Origin of the sequence: Parvibium lacunae, from assembly GCF_003335215.1 — a bacterium.
GTDB classification, from domain to species: domain Bacteria; phylum Pseudomonadota; class Gammaproteobacteria; order Burkholderiales; family Burkholderiaceae_D; genus Parvibium; species Parvibium lacunae.
The window spans coordinates 770,708-791,303 of sequence record NZ_QPGB01000001.1 but is presented as its reverse complement, the minus strand read 5'-3'; the positions used below and the strand labels follow the sequence as shown (position 1 = coordinate 791,303).

General features: G+C 51.0%; 13 protein-coding genes and 3 tRNA genes. 12 read left to right on the top strand and 4 right to left on the bottom strand.

The annotated features are described in order from the left end of the window. Window positions 1-45 precede the first annotated feature (45 nt). The 4 genes from DU000_RS03725 to hpnC form a co-directional block, all read right to left on the bottom strand. Window positions 46-2,457 carry a FimV/HubP-related protein gene (locus tag DU000_RS03725; protein WP_114401967.1) on the bottom strand — a complete coding sequence of 804 codons (2,412 nt, stop codon included), beginning with the start codon at window positions 2,455-2,457 and terminating at the stop codon, window positions 46-48. 238 nt (window positions 2,458-2,695) lie between these two features. Then, window positions 2,696-4,102, bottom strand: coding sequence for a hydroxysqualene dehydroxylase HpnE (gene hpnE / locus DU000_RS03720; protein ID WP_114401966.1), 1,407 nt, complete (start codon window positions 4,100-4,102; stop codon window positions 2,696-2,698). 9 nt (window positions 4,103-4,111) lie between these two features. Beyond that, complete coding sequence (hpnD, locus tag DU000_RS03715; protein WP_114401965.1) at window positions 4,112-4,984, bottom strand: presqualene diphosphate synthase HpnD; 873 nt, start codon at window positions 4,982-4,984, stop codon at window positions 4,112-4,114. Window positions 4,985-5,030: 46 nt separating this feature from the next. After that, window positions 5,031-5,906 (bottom strand): squalene synthase HpnC, encoded by an 876-nt coding sequence (hpnC, locus tag DU000_RS03710; protein ID WP_114401964.1) that lies wholly within the window; start codon window positions 5,904-5,906, stop codon window positions 5,031-5,033. Between the two features lie 197 nt (window positions 5,907-6,103). Between hpnC and DU000_RS03705 the strand changes: the two genes are divergently transcribed. The 12 genes from DU000_RS03705 (at window position 6,104) to bcsP (ending at window position 20,585) form a co-directional block, all read left to right on the top strand. Then, a complete protein-coding gene (locus DU000_RS03705) occupies window positions 6,104-7,315 on the top strand; it encodes an efflux RND transporter periplasmic adaptor subunit (protein WP_114401963.1) in 1,212 nt (403 codons plus the stop codon). 59 nt (window positions 7,316-7,374) lie between these two features. Continuing rightward, window positions 7,375-10,500, top strand: a complete 3,126-nt coding sequence (locus tag DU000_RS03700; protein ID WP_114401962.1) for an efflux RND transporter permease subunit — start codon at window positions 7,375-7,377, stop codon at window positions 10,498-10,500. 188 nt (window positions 10,501-10,688) lie between these two features. Next, a tRNA-Leu gene (locus DU000_RS03695) sits at window positions 10,689-10,775 on the top strand. Between the two features lie 115 nt (window positions 10,776-10,890). After that, complete coding sequence (gene tig, locus DU000_RS03690; protein ID WP_114401961.1) at window positions 10,891-12,210, top strand: trigger factor; 1,320 nt, start codon at window positions 10,891-10,893, stop codon at window positions 12,208-12,210. 197 nt (window positions 12,211-12,407) lie between these two features. Next, a complete protein-coding gene (gene clpP / locus DU000_RS03685; protein WP_114401960.1) occupies window positions 12,408-13,070 on the top strand; it encodes an ATP-dependent Clp endopeptidase proteolytic subunit ClpP in 663 nt (220 codons plus the stop codon). Window positions 13,071-13,128: 58 nt separating this feature from the next. Next, window positions 13,129-14,391 (top strand): ATP-dependent Clp protease ATP-binding subunit ClpX, encoded by a 1,263-nt coding sequence (gene clpX, locus DU000_RS03680; RefSeq protein WP_114401959.1) that lies wholly within the window; start codon window positions 13,129-13,131, stop codon window positions 14,389-14,391. Window positions 14,392-14,535: 144 nt separating this feature from the next. Further along, window positions 14,536-16,953 (top strand): endopeptidase La, encoded by a 2,418-nt coding sequence (gene lon, locus DU000_RS03675; protein WP_114401958.1) that lies wholly within the window; start codon window positions 14,536-14,538, stop codon window positions 16,951-16,953. Between the two features lie 86 nt (window positions 16,954-17,039). After that, window positions 17,040-17,115 (top strand) — tRNA-Val (locus tag DU000_RS03670). Window positions 17,116-17,139: 24 nt separating this feature from the next. Further along, a tRNA-Asp gene (locus DU000_RS03665) sits at window positions 17,140-17,216 on the top strand. Between the two features lie 247 nt (window positions 17,217-17,463). Then, a complete protein-coding gene (locus DU000_RS03660; RefSeq protein ID WP_114401957.1) occupies window positions 17,464-19,389 on the top strand; it encodes a SurA N-terminal domain-containing protein in 1,926 nt (641 codons plus the stop codon). Window positions 19,390-19,572: 183 nt separating this feature from the next. Then, window positions 19,573-20,061, top strand: a complete 489-nt coding sequence (gene bcsD / locus DU000_RS03655; RefSeq protein ID WP_158529620.1) for a cellulose biosynthesis protein BcsD — start codon at window positions 19,573-19,575, stop codon at window positions 20,059-20,061. A gap of 23 nt (window positions 20,062-20,084) precedes the next feature. Next, window positions 20,085-20,585 carry a cellulose biosynthesis protein BcsP gene (gene bcsP / locus DU000_RS03650; RefSeq protein WP_114401955.1) on the top strand — a complete coding sequence of 167 codons (501 nt, stop codon included), beginning with the start codon at window positions 20,085-20,087 and terminating at the stop codon, window positions 20,583-20,585. Window positions 20,586-20,596: the final 11 nt, after the last annotated feature.

The following is a 20,596-nucleotide window of genomic DNA, read 5'->3' as shown; positions in this document are numbered from 1 at the left end:
CAGTCTTGGCGTTGTGCTGTTAGCGACGCTGGATTGTGGATGACGCTACTCTTCGCCCTGTAAAGGTAATATTTTTGCTAAGTTAAGCGCATCACGTGCGAGTGAGCGATTGAAAAATACCTCATCGGGAGCTTGTTGGTTATCGCATAGGCTTTGCAAAAATAGCATGCCGCTTGGTGTGCCCCAATGCTGCCAGATTTTATCCATCAGCTCGGGCATTTCATCCAAGCCGATTTGAAAGGCTTGGCTATCATAGGTTGCCCAATCGGGCATGCTGCGACCAAAGCGCCGCTCGAAGACAATCATTAGGGACTCATAGACAGATTGGCGATCTGCCTGTCTGTATAGGTCGAACAGGGCTAGCCAAGGGGCGGCCGGTAGACTTTTGTTTTCATGCACTTGATGGCGCAATAGGCTGATCGCCTGATCAATTTCTCCTTGACCCGTTAACTTCTCACTTTCTTCCAGTAAGCCCGCACAGGTGCTCAGGGTTTCTTGTGCTTTTTTAGCTTGTGCATAGCTGATTCGCTGCTCACTGTAGTTGTCTACATAGGCCATGGTGACCGCAGCCAGGGTGATTTTATAAGGACTCAGGGTCAGGAGCTTATCGAGGTTTTCTACTGCTTTATTGGTTTTTTCCGCTGTGCTCAGTGCGCTGCTTGGTTGCGGGTTTTTGAGTAGGCTGCTGGGGATCGTCAACTCGGGCTGCCCATCCGGCAGCGTTAAGTCGGGTGCCAAAGGTGTAATTGTTTGACCGGCATTCGAGACAGGAATGAGTGGTTCATCCAGTGCCAGTTCAAGTCGCGAGTCGGCTTGCGCCCAGGCATCATCCAGTTTAGGTGACACTGGAGTGCTCTCATGTGTGTCAATGGCCTCTGCATGAGGCGTAGCATTTTCAAGATTAAATGTTGATCCTAGCCCTGGCTTGTTTAGATTGCTGTCTGGCAGTTCCTCAATGCTGACATCAAATGAGGGTAAGGGGCCATGCGTTGGAATATCTAAGGGTAACGAGGCTGACCACGGACTGTTCGTGACCGGATCTTGCTGGGCTTGTGATGCGCGTTCAAGCGTGAGGATGTTGGTATCGACATGTTGACCCTGCGTAGGGCCCGCTGGCGGCACAAATGCCCCGATGATTGGTCTTGCATCTGTGCCTGTATGTTGCCATTCGTCGAGGTCAGGGGCATGCGTACTGGCTTGAGTTACTTGCGCGTCCCACCACGGTTCACTTAATTTATGCTGATGTGCTTGACGCAGCCGATACAGTAACCAAATGACCAACCCAAAACCTAGGAAAGCGGCCCCACCAAACAGGAACAAAGCGGTTATGTCGCCAGATTTACTTTGGGTGGTTGCTTGTGCAGTGCGCACGTCATTGAGCTGCTTATCAAGCTGCGCAATTTTTTCTTTTAGCTCAGTTTCATTTTTCAGTGATTGCGCTAAGAGATCCTCGTCACGTAAAAATGCGGCTAGCTTACGTTGCTCGCGACGGATTTCCTCTAATTTCTCTGGGGTTAGACTGGGCGGGGAAATCAGGCCATCGGCATTGAGTTGAAGCGTTCCAGCCAATCGCAGCCCAGTTGTGCGGGTAATCTCAGGCAAAAAACCATCAATATCGGGAGCCAGCAATTGGAGCTTGTCACCGCTCACGAGCGGTTCTTTTGTTTTGCTTTGGCGCGGTGCAGGAAGAATTTTTTGTTTGCTAGGTGGCAGGACACCTGGTTCGAGCAAAGGAGAAATAGCTTTCTCTGAGGGGGGCGATACGCTGGTTTTTTTGGTGGCCTGGCGACTTGCTTTGCTGTCCGCTACTGGGGTTGTCGCGTCTTGAGGCTGATCGACAGCAGGAGCCGCGACCATTTTTTCAGTGGGAATGTCATTCGACTTGGGTTGGCGGCGGCTTGAGGGCCGAGGCGTAGGGGCATTTGTAATGCTTTCAAGCGGTGCTCCCGGCGGGGTTGTATTTGTAGGGGCGAGTGTCGCTGTTGATGACTCTTCAGCCGAGGCTTTATCGCTAGGGGGATCGAGTAAAACGATGTATTCACGTTGAACCGGGTTGTCGCAGCCAATTTGTAGTCTCAGGCGCAGGGCAGGTTCATCGATTCGTTGGGCAGAGGTAATCCAAATCTGAGCGCCGTTAGCATTGGCTTCCAAGGAGGTTCTTCCGCCGAGCAAGCCTGGTATATCATCAGCGCGGGCGCTGTTACTGAGGATTCGAACGCAATTGGCAGGCAGTTGTTCGCCTGCTTGCAAGGTGATGTTTATTGAGCCCCGAAATGTTTGCCCGAGTTGTGAGCGAACATTTAACGGGCCGACTGTGAGCGCTTGAGCATGAGTCGCTGCAACACAGGCAAACAGGCAAGCCAGCGGACGCAGCAATCGCGTTTTCGCCTTTGAATAAGCCCAGCCTGTGCTGTTGATATGGTAAAGCCATGTATGCAAAATAGTATGGTGCGGCATGCTGCTTGTCTCTACCCCGGATGGATGCAGGGTGCATGTAGTCTTAGTGCACTTAATCCCGCAACAGTTTTTTATCTGCTATCAAATTCTTACTAATCTTAAAGAAAAACCCCCCGTCGCGCTGCTACTGGCAAGGTAATTTGCCGCAATTCAGCGTATGGCGGCGATAAACTGCAGCAATTACGCGACGTTGTAGGGCTGTATGGAATGGTAACGGCATACTTTTCACGGCGCACTGCTAGCCAGTGAATCTTTCTATGATGGCCTTCGCAACTGCGTTACCGCTGCGAACGGCACTTTCTAGTGTTGCTGGATAACGCGCTAATAAGTAATCGCCGCACAGCCAAATGGCCGGGTGCAGGGTGTTGGGTGAGGGAGTGACGCGTGCGGTATCGCATTGGAAGGTCGCGCGCTTTTCTTGAATCAACTGATAATCCAGCGCTTGTGAGGGCAATTGTAGATGACTGAATTCGCGCTGCAATTGCAGGCATACGGCACCTACCAAGTTTGTCTGCGTCAGCTTAATCTCAGTCTGAGTGCTGATGACGACAGCAAAGAGGCCTGCTAATTTGGGATCAAGTTGGCCTTTATCAATCACCCATTGGCCAGGATTGTCAGTATTTTCTCGAAGCGCTTGAATCGGTGCTGGCAGGCGGTAGTGCGATGGATAGCGCAGATAGACGGTTGTAATCGGTTGGGCGGGCTGCGCGCTGGTTTGGTGTTGCTGCGCTGTCAGAATGGCGGGCGGCAGTATCTGTGTTAACTGCTGCCAGCGGGTAGCGATGACACAAGCACGGTGTTGAAAGATGTGCTGCCTTGTTTGGACAGAAACGCCTGGCGCATTCCCAGAAAGAGGGCGAACTGCCGTGACCAATTCGCCAAGAAATACGTCGTGTTGCTGCTGCGTTAACCAAGCGCAGATTGGTTCAGGAAGCAATTCGCCCAAACTGCATTTGGGTAGCAGGTAATCGGTGGGGTGACATTTTTCCCGCTTGATCATTCGGGTTGCGGGCGGTAGGTCGTTCGCCAGACCAGCCGGCCCAAAAAAAGTGTCATGTAATACAGCCAGAAAGACGCGGGCACTGGCAAGCTCAATCGGGGTATTGAGGGCCGCAACACAGAGTGGTCGCCATAGGCGATCAACCAGATTGGCAGGTTGCCGGTACTGACGCATGAGCTGAATCACTGATTGGCCATCAGGTGCCTGCCAGCGGCAACCGAGCGCGTAGCAAAAAAAACGCACGAGTGCCCATTTTTCAGTGCTGGATTGCGTGCCATTAAGCCATGCGATCAAGAGTTGTAACGACGGTGGTAGGTAAGCCTTGATGGGGGAGCCTTCTACCCAGGCGGGCGGCTTAAAGCCATAACCGTCAACATAGCAAAAGCGAAAGGGGCTGCGCTGCAGTTGTGTCAGGGTTCCCAGTTCGGCAAGTAGGCTCAGTGTGGCATGGTAAGCCCCAATCAGCAGATGTTGGCCGTTATCGAGCATGAAGGCTTCTTGGTTCTCCCAGTGCCATGTGCGTGCCCGCCCTCCAGGTTGCGCTGCGGCATCATAGAGGGTAACGCGGTAGCCTGCTTGCGCCAGCCTATAGGCCGCCGTACAGCCAGCCCAGCCCGCACCGACAATGGCAATCGACTCTTGCATCTTTACTGCTTATTGAAAGTTGATGTGACGCCAGCGCCAGACCCAGGTGCTCCAAGCGAGCCAAAGTTTGCGAATCGGCGTCAGGCTGATGCGCTGGTGTAAAACCTGAAAGTCACTATCGGCGAGTTCTTGAAGCAGCGTGTGATAGACCGCCGCCATGATTAAGCCAGGCCGCTGCGCACGTCGTGCTTCGTTTGGCAGCGCCTGCAGTGCGGAGACATACGCTTGCTGAGCGCGCGTGTATTCAAACTGCATCAACGCACGAAAATTATCATTGTATTGACCGCTCAAAATATCATGTGCTTTGACATTAAAACGCTGTAAATCTTCAATCGGCAAATAAATTCTGCCTTTTCTGGCATCTTCGCCCACATCACGCAAAATATTGGTGAGTTGTAGTGCTTGACCAAGCTGAGTCGCATAAGCAGCCGTCGCTGGGGATTCTTGGCCAAAAATACGGGCTGCCAAAATACCCACTGCACCCGCGACGTGATAGCAATATTTTTCCAGTTGTTTGAAATCCAGGTAACGAGATTGCTCAAGATCCATTCTCATCCCCTGCAAAATATCCAACAAGTAACGGCGTTCGATTTGATAGCTCAGGATATGTGGCGCAAGGGCTTGCAGCACAGGGTGAGTGGCGATCGGTTTTTCGGTGTCAAGGCTGTCATAGAGCTGATGAATTTGCTTTTCCCACCAGGTAAGCTTGGTTTGCGCAACACTGGGGTCCTGACACTCATCGACAACATCATCGACCTCGCGACAATACGCATACAAGGCAGTAATCGCCCGCCGCTGCGCGGAGGGCAAAAAAAGAAACGCATAATAGAAACTCGACCCACTTTGGGCCGCTTTATGCTGACAATATTCGTCTGGAGTCATGGTGCCTTGGTTGTATGCTGGGAATGGTTAGCGCAAAAGGAGTCCCTTAGGCAGAGAGCGGGCGTGACCAGCGACAGGCACGCCAGCACAAGCCCAGCCAATCTGATTTACGTAAGCGGGGGCGATGTCGAAACACGTCTGCTTCTTGTTCCAGCCGCTTCAAAATAGTCAGTCCTCCCAAGATCACCAGTCGCAGTTCAAAGCCAGCGCGGCCCGGCAGTTGTTGGGTTAATTCTGCTCCGCTCAGCAGCAGTGCTCGGGTTCGTTTCACTTCAAACCACATTAATTTGTACCAATTACTGTGGGCTCGCTGTTCGCCAATATCCCATTCTTCCACACCAAAAGCGCGCATGTCGGCTTGCGGTAGATAGATTCGCGACTTTTGCCAGTCTATCGCGACATCTTGCCAGAAGTTAATCAGTTGGAGTGCCGTGCAAATGGCGTCGCTTTTTTGCAAAGTATCTGGGGTTGCCACCTGGTACAAGTGCAGTAAGAGTCGGCCAATTGGATTGGCTGAGCGGCGACAGTAATCCAATAAATCGGTATAGGTGGCGTACCGCGTTGTGGTGACATCCTGTTTGAATGCATCCAGCAAATCAGCCAAGAGGTTAAGAGGTAACTGATAACGCTGAACTGCGTCAAATAAGGGGCTAAATATGGGCTGTAGTTCTGCCGGAACCGCTTGTGGCCGCTCTTGGCGCAGACAGTCTAGGCTCCACTCATACTGCTTGAGCTTGCTAAGGCGCTGCTCTGCTGTGTCATTTCCCTCATCGGCAATGTCATCGGCGCTGCGCGCAAACGCATAGATGGCCCGTATTGCCTGCCGATAAGCCCGTGGCAGCAAAATGGATGCAACCGGAAAATTCTCATAATGTCGGCTGTAGGCCTTGATTACGGAGGGGGTTGTGGTAGGCGCGGTCATTACGGGGAAGTCGTCCAGCAAAAAATGAAACCTTTCCATTCTAATGGCTTTTCACGTCTCCCTATCATGAGGCGGTGAGCTTGGATTTTCTTCAGTTGTTGTTAAATTGTGCAATAGTGCCGCGCACTTATTGCTTTACGGATCAGCGAGACTTGAATAAAATAACTGACTATTCAGTCATTTATTTTTGGCGACCTATGTTGACATTTTTTGTACCTATTCGCATTGGCCTTCCCCCTTATTCCAGCGCGGTGACGCAAGGTCATCGAGCAAGCCGGGCTGGCACTGGCGCAAGATTTATAGGCTACAGCCTCATAGGGATGCTGCTGCTTGGCTCGCTGGTCGGCTGTGACCGTGCTGTGCCACCGCCACCGGCGGATCGTCCAGTGAGAACGCTGATTTTGGGGCAACAGACCCAGGGGGGGAGTAATCCAGTCGCGACAGAAATGGCTGGGGAATTGCGACCACGGTTAGAGAGTAGGCTGGGCTTTCGCGTGGGCGGCAAGTTAGCCAAACGTCTGGTAGAGGCTGGCCAGGCGGTCAAGCCCGGGCAAGTCGTGGCTGAGCTTGATAGCCAAGATTTAAAGCTGGCGCTGCAAACAGCCCAAGCGCAAGCCCGCAGCGCCCAGTCCGAACGACAGCTGGCCCAGGCAGATTTGCAGCGATATACCGAGTTGCGCGATCAAAACTTCATCAGCCAAGCGGAATGGCAGCGACGCAAAACGACCTTCGATTTGGCTCATGAGCGCGATTTGCAAGCCCAGGCACAGTTGCAGCAGCAGCAAAACCAGCTTGCTTATGCCACCTTGCGCAGTGATGTGGCCGGCGTGGTCACTGCAATCGATGCGGAACCAGGTCAAGTGGTCGCCGCAGGTCAATCGATTGTGCGCGTCGGTGTGAATCGTGCGGAATCGGCGCTTGATGTACATATCGCCGTTCCTGAGCAGCAGCTGTCACGCTGGTCAGTGGGGCAGGGGGTAGAAGTGGCTTTAGCGGACAGTGAAGTTAAGTCAGGGTGGTATCCAGGTAAAGTCCGTGAACTGGCCGCTTTGGCTGATCCGGCGAGCCGCACCTTTACCGTCAAAATTGCGGTAACGAGTGCGCCAGAGGAATGGCGCTGGGGTATGTCGGCCCGCGTTCGACATGGGGAAATTGCGCCGCGGGCGACTGAGTGGGTTGTTCCGCTTAGTGCCATAGTCAAAGATAGTGAGAATCGCGCTACTGTTTTCATTTATGACTCAGCTAAACACCAAGTTAAGGCAAAGCAGGTTGGGGTGGTCGGCTGGCGCGGGAATGCCGCTGCATTGGCGGCCGGGGAGCTTGCTGCGGGTACCGAAATCGTGATTGCCGGTGCTCATCTGTTGCGAGACGGACAAGTCGTGAAGCGCCTCTCTAGCGTTCCCAAGTGATAAGAATGTAACGTCCACTCGCGTGGTCTCTCTCAATTAATTTCTCGACTGCAATCGCTATGCTGCGTTCAATCAATCTCTCTCGTTGGGCCTTAGAGCATACTGCCCTGGTTCGTTATTTGATGGTCGCGCTCTTGATCGGCGGCGTATGGAGTTACGGCCAGTTAGGGCAGGATGAGGATCCGCCGTTTACGTTTCGCATTATGGCGCTTCGAGTTTTTTGGCCTGGCGCGAGTGCGCAACAAATCAGCGAGCATCTGGTCGATAAGCTGGAAAAAAAGCTTCAAGAAACGCCTTACATTAACAAAATCACCAGTTACGCTAAACCTGGTGAGACGCTGATCTTGCTCGATTTGCAGCAATCTACGCCCCCTAAAGAAGTAGCAAACAGCTGGTATCAGGTACGCAAGAAAATTGGCGATATTCGCCATACCTTGCCTGCAGGAATTCAGGGCCCCGTTTTTTTGGATGAGTTTGGGGACACCTTCGGCAGTATTTTTGCTTTTACCGCAGACGGGTTTAGTTACCAAGAGCTAAAGGCTTATGTCGAGCGGGCGCGACAGGAACTCCTACGCTTGCCAGATGTCGCAAAAGTCGACCTCTTTGGGGTGCAAGATGAAAAAATCTGGTTAGAAGTATCACAGGCGAAATTGGCCAAGCTTGGTTTGACTGTCTCTCAACTCTCTAACTTACTGAATGCGACGAATGCGATCGAGCCAGCAGGTGTTTTACCGACGCCGCAAGATAATATTTTTATCCGTGTGACGGGCTCATTTGAGTCGCTCAGCGACCTGGCTCAGTTAGTGCTCAGGGTTAATGGGCGCAGTTTCAAATTAGGCGATGTGGCACGTATCGAAAAAGGATATGTTGATCCACCGCTCAGTAAAATGCGTTATGGGACAGGCCCAAACACAGGAGGTACTCAGGCAGTAGCCGTTCCTGCGCAAGAAGTCATCGGTCTTGGCGTTTCGATGGTGAAGGGGGGCGACATAATCGCCTTGGGGCAGGCTTTAGAGCAGGCGCGTCTGCGGATTGAATCAGGTTTACCTGTTGGGATTCAGATTCATCGCGTACAAGATCAGCCGCAAGCGGTCAAGCGCTCGGTGAGTGAGTTTGTTCGGGTGCTGATTGAAGCGGTAGCGGTTGTTCTGGTGGTCAGTTTTATCAGCTTGGGCTTACATACTAAGCCATGGCGCTTGGATCCTTATCCTGGCTTAGTAGTCGCCCTCACGATTCCATTGGTACTGGCGATTACCTTTTTATGCATGCAACTTTTCGCCATCAACCTCCATAAGATTTCCTTGGGCGCGCTGATTATTGCCCTAGGTCTCTTGGTTGATGATGCCATTATCGCGGTTGAAATGATGGTACGTAAGATGGAAGAGGGCTTATCGCGTTTTGATGCCGCAACCTATGCGTATACTTCGACCGCATTTCCCATGCTAACCGGAACGTTGATCACCGCAGCCGGCTTTTTACCGGTTGGTCTGGCCAAGTCAACTGCGGGCGAGTACACCTTTTCAATTTTTGCAGTGACCACGATTGCGCTATTGATTTCATGGGTTGCGGCAGTCATCTTTACGCCCTATCTAGGATATTTGCTCCTCAAGACCAAGCCGCATGCCGCCCATGCTCATGAAGCATTATTTGCAACCCCGTTTTATGAGCGATTCAGACGCGCGGTGGCTTGGTGTGTCTGGCATCGCAAAACCGTGATTGGATTAACGCTGGCAGCCTTGCTTCTAGGGGGGCTAGGCTTCCGATATGTCGAGCAACAGTTTTTTCCCGATTCTAGCCGCCCCGAATTAATGGTGGATATGTGGTTACCGGAAGGGAGCAGTTATCAGGCGAGTGAAGCAGAGGCGAAACGTTTTGAGGCATGGCTGGCGCAGCAACCTGAGGTGGAGAGCTTTGCTACCTTTGTTGGTGTCGGCGCTCCCCGTTTTTACTTGCCGATGGACCAGCAATTCAACCAGAGTAACCTAGCTCAGCTCATTGTTTTGCCGCACGATTTGCCCGCGCGTAATCGGTTACGACAAAAAATTACAGATTTATTTGCGCAAGATTTTCCCGCCGTACGGGGGCGGGCCCGCTTTTTACCGAATGGGCCGCCTGTCCCTTATCCCGTTCAATTCCGCGTGACTGGCCCAGAAATCGAACAGGTTAGGCAAATTGCTGACCAAGTAAAAGCAATTGTGGCGAAAAACCCGCACACACTAGGCGTTAACGATAACTGGAATGAGGCGATTAAGGTCCTGCGGTTTCAGGTTGACCAAGAGCGTGCGAGCGTGCTGGGGATCAACTCACAGCAGATTGCTAGCGCGTTGCAAGCGGTAACCGCAGGCTACACAATCGGGCAGTTTCGTCAGGGTGATCGGTTGATTGAAATTGCCATTCGAGCGCCGCAGTCTGAACGGGCCCAAATTGATGCGCTGAATAATATTAATCTGGCGATCGGTGAGGGGAAATCTATCCCGCTGAGCCAACTCGTTCGCCCGGCGTTTGCCTGGGAGCCAGGGGTGATTTGGCGCTATAACCGCGACTATGCAATCACAATTAATGCCGATGTCCGCGATGGGATTCAAGGTCCAACCGTGACGCTGCAGATCGACCCTCAGTTAGCTCAATTACGGCAGCAATTGGGGGCAGGGTACCGCATTGAAATTGCCGGGGCGCTGGAGGAGAGTGCGACAGCAGGCAAATCGATCGCTGCGAACGTGCCTTTGATGATTTTTATTGTGTTGACGCTGCTCATGTTGCAGCTGCAGAGTTTTGGCCGTACGTTGTTGGTGTTTATTACGGGGCCTCTCGGCTTTATCGGGGCTGCAATGATGCTATTGATTATGCGGGCACCCTTTGGTTTTGTCGCGCAGCTTGGGGTAATTGCACTGCTAGGAATGATCATTCGTAACTCAGTTATTTTGATTGACCAAATTGAGCACGACATCAAAGCGGGTGTGGATGCCTGGCAGGCGATTGTTGAAGCGGCTGTAAGACGTTACCGGCCCATCATGTTAACGGCGGCAGCGGCCGTGTTAGCGATGATTCCGCTATCGCGGAGTGTGTTTTGGGGGCCGATGGCAATCGCCATCATGGGTGGGCTAATCGTGGCCACGGTACTCACCCTATTCTTTTTACCTGCGCTTTATGCGGCCTGTTATCGGGTTAAACGACCCGTGCAATAGTCGCCCCATGCATCAACCGCACTGGTTTCTTGCCCTGTACGGTCAAGCATAAGCAGCGTCCACGAATCTGCTCGATTAGGATTGGATAGCCCTTATGAATACGTTATAATGACAGGCTTGATTGGATCGACTTACTAGGCAGTGATGGTCAGTGCTGTCTGGTCAGGTTCAGTAGAGACGTTCCACTTGCGAGGGTGGCGAAATTGGTAGACGCACCAGGTTTAGGTCCTGACGCCAGCAATGGTGTGGGGGTTCGAGTCCCCCCTCTCGCACCAAATTTTTGGTCGAAATAGCCGTTCAAATGGTTTATTGGACCACTTTATTTTTCGTGTTTGTGTCGGTCTGGCTGCATATCAGACCACGCTCTGTTTGCCTTTTCAGAGGTTATCCATGTCTGCTTCAATCGAAACTCTAAGCTCACTAGAGCGCCGTATTCAATTAACGCTGCCTTCTGTCAATGTACGGCAAGCAATTGATGGTCGGCTAAAAAAACTGGCTCGTACCGTCAAAATGCCCGGTTTTCGTCCTGGTAAAGTGCCCCTTAAGATGGTCGAGCAGAGCTACGGCCCACAAGTTGAAAACGAGATTCTGAACGAACAACTTGGTCGGGCTTTCAGCGAGGCGGTGCAGCAAAACCAACTCCGTGTCGCTGGTTTGCCAAGCATTGAACCCGTGAATCCCCCAGCGGACAGCCAAGCGTTGCCTGAAACATTACAATTTACAGCGACCTTTGAAGTCTACCCCGAGATTAAATTAGGTGATCTGGGTACCTTGGCAATTGAAAAGTCGGTTGTCAATGTGGGTGATGCGGAGGTCGATCAAACTATCGACGTGATGCGCAAGCAACGTGCTACCTATACCCTGGTTGAGCGTGCCGCTGCTGATGGTGATAAGGTCACCATTGATTTTGTTGGCAAGATTGAGGGCGTCGAGTTCGCAGGTGGCGCTGCGCAAGACTTTGATTTCGTAATTGGTCAAAAACAAATGTTGGCCGACTTTGAAACTGGGGTATTGGGTGCTCGCGCAGGCGAGATTAAGTCTGTAAATGTGAGTTTCCCTGAAGACTATCATGGCAAAGAAGTCGCGGGTAAAACAGCTGTTTTCGAGATTACGGTCAAGCAGGTACAAGGCGCTGAGTTGCCAGCGCTAGATCAGGCTTTTGTGCAGTCGCTGGGGATTGCCTCCGGTGCCGTTGAGGATTTACGTCAAGATGTGCGGGCAAATTTGCAGCGAGAAATTAATCATCGCCTTTCTCAGCGCAATAAAAATGCCGTTATGGAGGCGCTGAGTGGGGCTGCCGAGCTCGATATCCCCAAGGCACTTATTCAGCAAGAAGCAGAGCGTATGGCTGAGGAAATGAAAGCCCAGTTTCAACAGCGCGGTGGAAAAGCTGATATGACGATTCCTGCTGATATCTTCAAGCCCCAAGCAGAGAAAAGCGTCCGCTTGGGTCTCATCGTTGCTGAGTTGGTCAAGCGCGAAAAATTGGAAGCAAATCCTGAGCAGATCAAAGCGCGGGTTGAAGAGTTTGCCCAAAGCTATGAAAAACCAGAAGAAGTTGTGCGTTGGTATTACAACGATCTCCGTCGCCTGGATAACGTTCGGGCGGTCGTGCTGGAAGATAATGTGGTTGACTTTGTGCTTGCTCGCGCAACAGTAACCCAAAAGACACTCAGCTTTGATGAGATTATGGCGCAGCAACAGCAGTGATACCGCGCTGATTGTTGTGTATGAATAACGATTGTGCCCTGCGGGGCACAATTGCTTTCTGGGGCCTTGAGGCTTGAGCCTCACGGGTGTATTGTGACTTGGTTGTGACGCACAATTTAAACAAAGTGACGTTGTCCAGTAGACGAGGGATAACGCAACCTTTTCAATATCTGATGGCGTAGTTTCGTGAGGTAGGTATGGCTGATTTTTCATTCGTAGGAAGTGGACGTAACCCTAGCTTGGGTGCCCAAGAGGCGCAATTATTGGGCTACGTGCCGATGGTTATTGAGCAATCTGGCCGTGGCGAACGTGCTTATGATATTTATTCACGGCTATTGAAAGAGCGCGTGATTTTCTTGGTTGGGCCTATCAATGATCAAATGGCTAATTTGGTTGTTGCTCAGCTTCTCTTTTTGGAATCAGAAAACCCTGAGAAAGACATTTATCTGTACATTAACTCGCCTGGTGGATCGGTGTCTGCGGGTTTAGCCATCTTTGATACGATGCAGTTCATCAAGCCGGATGTGAGTACTCTATGCACAGGTTTGGCCGCCAGTATGGGTGCCTTTTTACTGGCAGCCGGCGCAAAAGACAAACGTTATTCCCTGCCTAACTCTCGGATTATGATCCATCAGCCACTAGGGGGGGTGCAAGGGCAAGCATCGGATATTGAAATCCATGCAAAGGAGATTTTGTATTTGCGTGAGCGTTTGAATAGTATTTTGGCGCAACAAACTGGCCAGCCCATTGAGAAAATCGCGAAGGATACTGATCGAGACAATTTCTTGTCGGCCGCTGAAGCGGCATCATATGGGCTTATTGATAAAGTGCTTACCCGTCGCGCTGATGTGGCAGCGTAAAGCGAAAAGTATTTTGAGTGGTAAACGTATAAAGTTTGCAGTGGCGTAGGAGAGCAATATGTCAGAAAAGAAAAGCAGTAGCGAAAAATTATTGTATTGCTCGTTTTGTGGCAAAAGTCAGCATGAAGTGCGTAAGCTCATCGCCGGGCCGTCGGTCTTCATTTGTGATGAGTGCATTGATCTTTGTAATGACATTATCCGCGATGAAGCTGCCACTAGCCCAGAGCAAGCGCAGAAAGCGGCATTGCCTGTGCCTGCTGAGATTTATGGGATCTTAGATCAATATGTGATTGGTCAAGTGACGGCTAAGCGCAACTTATCTGTGGCTGTTTACAATCATTACAAGCGCCTGCAGCATTTGGGTAAACAGGATGAAATAGAGCTATCAAAAAGTAATATTTTGCTAATAGGCCCAACCGGCTCAGGTAAAACTTTGCTGGCTCAAACGCTTGCACGTTTGCTCAATGTGCCCTTTGTGATTGCTGACGCCACCACATTAACGGAGGCTGGTTATGTGGGCGAGGATGTCGAAAATATTATTCAAAAATTACTACAGAATTGTAATTACGACATCGAAAAAGCCCAGCGTGGGATTGTGTATATTGATGAAATCGACAAGATTACGCGTAAATCAGATAACCCCTCGATCACGCGCGATGTGTCCGGAGAAGGCGTACAGCAAGCTTTGCTAAAGCTGATTGAAGGCACGGTTGCCGCTGTTCCGCCACAGGGGGGGCGCAAGCATCCTAATCAAGACTTTGTTCAAGTGGACACCACGAATATTCTGTTTATATGTGGTGGGGCATTTGATGGCTTGGAAAAAGTTATCCGTAATCGTACCGAAAAAACCGGTATCGGCTTCGGGGCCGAGGTGCGTGCGCCTAGCGAACGCGATGTTGGGCAGCTCTTTCAAGATGTGGAGCCTGAAGACCTGATTAAGTTTGGTCTTATTCCCGAATTGGTAGGGCGGCTGCCAGTGGTTGCGACGTTGGATGAGTTGAATGACGCTGCTTTAGTGCAGATCTTGACTGAACCGAAAAATGCCTTAGTCAAGCAATACCAAAAGTTGTTTGCAATGGAAGGCGTTGAGCTTGAATTGCGCCCTGCTGCGCTTAAGGCGGTGGCCGCTAAAGCGCTCAAGCGTAAGACTGGCGCCCGTGGGCTGCGCTCAATTTTAGAGCATGCCTTGTTGGATACGATGTATGAATTACCCAGCCTGGAAGGGGTTCAGAAAGTCGTCATTGATGAAACGACGATCAGTGCGGATGCCAAGCCTTTGTTGATTTACGAAGAGAAAGCAAAAGCGGTCGGCTCCAACTAAAGCAGGGTTTTATCCATCAATTTAGGCATATCGAAGGCTGTTCATGTGCTACATTGCATGAGCGGCCTTTTTGTTTCTACGCTCACTTGAGTTTCGATCATGTGTCCCCAACTGTAACGTTGGATTAACCAAACGGTGCTAAATATGTCTAGCGTAAAATTGCTCCCAGAAGAGAAAATCGATCTTCCAATGCTGCCGCTGCGGGATGTGGTTGTATTCCCGCACATGGTTATCCCACTCTTTGTGGGCCGGCCTAAGTCTATAAAAGCTCTTGAAAACGCGATGGAAAGTGGCAAAAGTATTCTGCTCGTTGCCCAAAAATCCGCCGCCAAAGATGAGCCAGGTCCCCATGATGTTTTCGCGGTGGGGTGCATTGCCAATATTCTACAGATGCTTAAATTACCGGATGGAACCGTTAAGGTTTTGGTTGAAGGTAGTCAGCGCGCACATATTCAAGCCGTCGAAGAGCAAGAGAGCCATTTCGTCGCAACCCTGATTCCGGTTCAAATGAATTTGGATGAGGCTGCCGAGATTGAGGCACTGCGCCGCGCGGTTGTGAGCCAGTTTGATCAGTATGTGAAGTTAAATAAAAAAATCCCGCCAGAAATTTTAACGTCGTTGACCGGCATTGATGAAGCAGGGCGCCTGGCAGACACGATTGCAGCACATCTGCCGCTCAAAATAGAACAGAAGCAAGAGGTTTTAGAGATGCTAGATGTCGCTAAGCGTCTGGAACATCTCTTAAGTCAGCTCGAAACCGAAATCGACATTCTGCAGGTTGAGAAACGGATTCGTGGTCGAGTCAAGCGCCAAATGGAAAAGAGTCAGCGTGAGTACTATCTGAACGAGCAGGTGAAGGCGATTCAGAAAGAGCTGGGTGAGGGTGAAGAAGGGGCCGACATCGAAGAAATCGAGCGCAAGATCAAAGCTGCGCGTATGCCGAAAGAGGCCAAAGACAAAGCCGATGCCGAGCTTAAAAAACTGAAACTAATGTCGCCAATGTCAGCCGAGGCGACCGTCGTACGCAACTATCTGGATGTGCTCACTGGATTGCCTTGGAAGAAAAAGAGCAAAATTATCAATGACCTTAAATCGGCGGAGAAGGTGCTGGATGAGGACCATTTCGGCTTAGATAAGGTTAAAGAGCGTATTCTGGAATACCTTGCGGTTCAGCAGCGCGTTGATAAGGTCAAGGCCCCTATTTTATGTCTTGTTGGGCCACCAGGCGTCGGTAAAACCTCATTAGGGCAGTCGATTGCTCGGGCGACCGGCCGTAAATTTGTGCGGATGGCGCTGGGTGGCGTGCGTGATGAGGCTGAAATTCGCGGTCATCGGCGCACATATATCGGCTCGATGCCCGGTAAAGTCCTGCAGAGTCTCAGTAAAGTCGGGGTTCGTAATCCCCTGTTTTTACTGGATGAAGTCGATAAAATGGGGATGGATTTTCGCGGTGATCCCGCTTCGGCTCTGCTAGAGGTGCTTGACCCAGAGCAAAATCACACGTTCGCCGATCATTATGTCGAGGTTGATTTTGACTTGTCGGATGTAATGTTTGTGGCAACGTCGAATTCCTTCAACATTCCTCCGGCTTTATTAGACAGGATGGAAGTGATTCGCCTTTCCGGTTACACCGAAGACGAAAAGGTCAACATTGCGCTGCGCTATTTGTTACCGAAGCAAATGAAAGTCAATGGCGTCAAGAAAACCGAGCTGGTCGTGGCCGAAAGTGCGATTCGTGATGTCATCCGCTATTACACGCGAGAAGCAGGGGTGCGTTCTTTGGATCGAGAAATTTCAAAAATTTGCCGCAAAGTTGTCAAACTGCATTTGTTGAAAAAGCAAGAGACAAAAACCCAGGTGACGGCGCGCAATTTAGACAAATTCTTGGGGGTCCGTAAATTCAAGTTTGGTGTTGCCGAAGCGGAGAATCAGATTGGTCAGGTCACTGGCTTGGCCTGGACTGAGGTAGGCGGTGAGTTGCTAACCATTGAAGCCGTCGCGGTGCAAGGTAAAGGTAAGACGATTACGACCGGTAAGCTGGGCGATGTGATGCAAGAATCGATTAAGGCTGCCTTGACGGTCGTTCGTAAGCGCTCGCGGGCGCTGGGTATTCCTGATGATTTTTATGAAAAACGAGATTTACACATTCATGTGCCAGAAGGGGCAACGCCGAAAGATGGCCCGAGTGCCGGGATTGCCATGACAACAGCGATTGTCTCGGTACTGGCGGGTATTCCTGTGCGTAGCGATGTGGCGATGACTGGGGAGATTACCTTGCGTGGCGAGGTATTGGCGATTGGCGGGTTGAAGGAAAAATTATTGGCGGCGCATCGAGGTGGGATTAAAGTTGCGCTCATTCCCGAAGACAATGTGAAAGACTTGACTGAGATCCCCGACAATGTCAAAAACCAAATTGAGATTATTCCAGTGAAATGGATTGATCGGGTGTTAGAAGTTGCACTCGAAACCGCGCCAGTCCCGCTCCCAGAAGCAAGCGAACCAGCGCTGCTTCCGGCCGCGTCTAGCGCTCCCCCGGTGGTCGTCGATGAAGTTAAGCACTAGGCATTCTTATGATTACGAATGTCTGTTTGGGGCTAGACAAGCAGTAAAAACATCGGCTATAATAGCTGGCTGTTGTAGATAAGCATGGGTGCTTAGCTCAGCTGGTAGAGCGGCGCCCTTACAAGGCGTAGGTCAGCGGTTCGATCCCGTTAGCACCCACCACATGCTTTATTGTCACACCGCTGCGGAGCGGTAGTTCAGTTGGTTAGAATACCGGCCTGTCACGCCGGGGGTCGCGGGTTCGAGCCCCGTCCGCTCCGCCAAATTAGTCAGCAAGCTACCGTCATGGTGGCTTTTTTTTTATTTGTACTCGTCTGAGGTGGCTGCTTTATGGTCGCTTTTAGTTGCGCTTCTAGCAGATATTCGTGGCTCATTCGTATCGATTTGTCTTTACGTCTCCTTACAGAGGCGCGGTGCGATTGGTTATAAGGTTATTGCTAGGTATACTCTCAGGCTTTGGCAGGATAATCGTCCTGTAATTGTAAATCTTCATTCATATTGGACAGAGGCATGTTAGAAGCGATTCGTAAGCGTCCCCGCTTGATGTATTTAATTTTGCTTGTATTGATTTTTCCGCCGTTTGTCATGTTTGGTTTAGAGGGCTTCGCACGCATGAATGAAGGAGCGCAGAATTTAGCCACGATCGACGGCAAAAGCATCACCAAGGCAGAGTTTGATGAGGCGTTGCGGAATCGCCTGGACGAGTTGCGGAACCGCTTCGGTGGCAACATGGATGTGTCGCTGTTCAATACCCCGGCTTTGCGTAAAGCCATGGCGGATCAAATGGTGCGCGAGCAGTTGCAGCTTAACTATCAAAATAAAGCGCTCTTGGCAGCATCAGATCAACAGGTTTACGATTGGCTGGCGGCCCAGCCGCAGTTCCGTGGCGCGGATGGTAAATTTGATGCGAAGCGCTACAAGGAGTTGCTGGCTGCGCGGGGCATGAGTGAGCCGATGTTTGAAGCGCGGTTACGTGCCAGCCTCGGTGCGCAGCTTTTACCCATAGCTATAACGAGCACCGACTTTGTGCCAACCGCTGTTGCCAATCATTTATACGATACCCTATCGCAGCAACGTTCGGTGCGGGAGTGGGTCTTGCCTGCAAGCAGCTTTTTATCGAAAGTTACCATTGATGAGCCAAAGATTAAAGCTTACTACGATGCTAATGTCGCTCAATTCAAGGTCGAAGAGCAAGCAGATATTGAGTACCTTGTGTTGGACGAGGCTGCCGTAGCGAATTTAATTACAGTCAGCGACGCGGACGTGGCGGCATTTTATGAGCAAAATAAGCGTCAGTATGCGACTCCTGAGCAACGCCGGGCCAGCCATATTTTGATCCAAGCCGAGAAGTCGGCGAGTGCCACGCAAAAAGCCGAGGCAAAGACGAAGGCGCTCAGTGTCTTGGCCGAAGTCCGACGTCAACCGGCACGGTTTGCGGATCTGGCCAAACAATATTCTGATGATCCCGGCTCTAAAACTCAAGGTGGTGATTTGAGCTTCTTTGGTCGCGGCGCGATGGTCCCGGCGTTTGATCAAGCAGTATTTGCCATGAAAGAGGGTCAGATCAGTGATTTGATCGAAACAGAATATGGTTTTCACATCATTCAACTGACAGCGATCAAACCTGGGCAGTCAAAACCGCTGGCAGAGGTAAAAGACGCTCTTGTTGCTGAGCTACGCAAGCAGCAAGCCGTGAAGAAATTTGCTGAGTTTGTCGATCAATTGAATGAGCTGGTGTTTAAGCATCCAGAGAATTTTGCCCTCATCGCGCAGCAAATGAAGTTACCCGTGCAGAAACTACAAGGTTTAACGCGGCAGACTACTGGTGAAGCAAAGTTAGCGGTCTATCAACCCAAATTCTTGCAGGCAATTTTCAGTGAAGAGTCGATTAAATCTAAGAAAATTATCGAGCCCGTTGAAGTGGGCGCGGGGGCTATGATTACGGGGCGCGTGTTGCAACACCGTGCTGCAACGACTCGACCGCTGGTTGAGGTTGCCTCTTCCATTCGTACAAAATTAACTCAGGATGGCGCGCAGCAGGAGGCTGAGGCGGCCGGTGCTAAGGCGCTTAAATCACTTCAAGAGACTGGCGCGGTTGCGGGGGTGAATTTTTCAACACCGAAAACAGTGAGTCGCGAGCAGCCTGCTGGCTATGATGCGGCTAGTTTGAAAGCGATTTTTCAGGCAGACCAAAAACAACTGCCCGCTTACAAGGGTATTGCCCTTCCTGGTCAAGGTTACCGTATTCTGCGCATTGAATCTGTCGTTACGCCAACTGAACAGGCTCAAAAAGAGCGGCCACAGAAACAGCAGCAATTGACGATGCAGCTGGCGCAAGTGGGTGGTGAGTCTGCAATGCAAAGTCTCTTCAATCAATGGCGCAGTAAGGCGAAAGTCAAATTAAATGAAGCCTTGCTGGATGAAGTAAAGGAGTAAGCCTAGTTGTCCTAGACGCTGGTTTCTCGGGTGAGTGGCTGTTGCTACGTTTGCAACAAGTATTATTAAATTTTGTCAATCTAGACAGTCACACTCCCCCTTCTTGTTACAATCGATTCGCTTAGCCTGACAGAGTAAATGCGATCACGGGTAGGACAAATACTTGTCATAGGGAGTAGAAAAATGCAACAGACGTCCGCAGACCACAGCGAAAACTCAGTTGGCTTACTTGGTTATTTTTCTAAGTTGGGATATTCGAAAAGCTGGTCGCCATTTTTGATGGCGCTTAGTACGGAGTTCTCCCAGCAATTATCTGAACTTGAGTTACGTACACTGATGCGTCGCGTTGGTGTTGCCATGGCTGAGCGTGAGGCACTTCCCCCCTGTGACGCATTGCCGGCGGTAGAGCAGGCGATTAATGAGGTGCTAGAAAAAATGTCCTGGGGGGTAGTGTCGGTTCAAGATCTCGGTCATTCACTGAATATCAAGCACGCTGCTTGTCCCCTCGTTAACGCAATGGGTCAAAATTCTAGGCCGTGGGTGGGCGGTATCTTGGAAGGGCTTTACCAAGCATGGTTCAAGGCTTTAGGGGCGCAAGATGCGTTGGTCGTCAAGCAAATTGGGGAATACAATGATTTGCGACGAGAATTTGAGTTTAGCTTAAGTGTTTAATGTGATGCGGCGCGAGGTGGGCGATGAGCACAGCAGATGATGTAGCAGCCTTATTTCACCGTTTTGGTGGGCGATCAGAAAATTATCAAGAAATCGGTCGTGAACAAGAGCAGCGGGACGCGGTGATGCGCTGGCCGCTGATCAATGCGGTATCGATTGAAAATTTACCCGATGTGCCCTCTGTGCCGACGGCCCTGTCTCCTACCCCGCTGCCAGCCTCGACTCCGGCTCCCGCGCCAGTGATGCCAATGCCTGTGCCAGTTGTGTCTGTCAGTACTCCATTAGAATCCCTGCGTCCTGTTCCTGTAAATCCTTCCCCGGTGGTGTCGCCGCTTGCACATTTATCACCCTTGGCGCAACGTCTCGGTCGGCCCATAGAGCCAAGCTTAACGCAACCCGCAGTTGCTCAGCCTGCTCGCCCCGACGTTTCACTGGGGCAGGTATTTGAGCGGCTGGCAGCGGCTGGGCAACACGTGTCAGCGCCGTCGGGTCAAGGCTTTTTCGGTCGACTCGTAAAAAAATAATCTTGGTGATC

Coding starts and splice junctions, on each gene's coding strand:
- DU000_RS03725 (WP_114401967.1), bottom strand. CDS start 2,457: ATGCCGCACCATACTATTTTGCATACATGGCTTTACCATATCAACAGC.
- hpnE (WP_114401966.1), bottom strand. CDS start 4,102: ATGCAAGAGTCGATTGCCATTGTCGGTGCGGGCTGGGCTGGCTGTACG.
- hpnD (WP_114401965.1), bottom strand. CDS start 4,984: ATGACTCCAGACGAATATTGTCAGCATAAAGCGGCCCAAAGTGGGTCG.
- hpnC (WP_114401964.1), bottom strand. CDS start 5,906: ATGACCGCGCCTACCACAACCCCCTCCGTAATCAAGGCCTACAGCCGA.
- DU000_RS03705 (WP_114401963.1), top strand. CDS start 6,104: ATGTTGACATTTTTTGTACCTATTCGCATTGGCCTTCCCCCTTATTCC.
- DU000_RS03700 (WP_114401962.1), top strand. CDS start 7,375: ATGCTGCGTTCAATCAATCTCTCTCGTTGGGCCTTAGAGCATACTGCC.
- tig (WP_114401961.1), top strand. CDS start 10,891: ATGTCTGCTTCAATCGAAACTCTAAGCTCACTAGAGCGCCGTATTCAA.
- clpP (WP_114401960.1), top strand. CDS start 12,408: ATGGCTGATTTTTCATTCGTAGGAAGTGGACGTAACCCTAGCTTGGGT.
- clpX (WP_114401959.1), top strand. CDS start 13,129: ATGTCAGAAAAGAAAAGCAGTAGCGAAAAATTATTGTATTGCTCGTTT.
- lon (WP_114401958.1), top strand. CDS start 14,536: ATGTCTAGCGTAAAATTGCTCCCAGAAGAGAAAATCGATCTTCCAATG.
- DU000_RS03660 (WP_114401957.1), top strand. CDS start 17,464: ATGTTAGAAGCGATTCGTAAGCGTCCCCGCTTGATGTATTTAATTTTG.
- bcsD (WP_158529620.1), top strand. CDS start 19,573: ATGCAACAGACGTCCGCAGACCACAGCGAAAACTCAGTTGGCTTACTT.
- bcsP (WP_114401955.1), top strand. CDS start 20,085: ATGAGCACAGCAGATGATGTAGCAGCCTTATTTCACCGTTTTGGTGGG.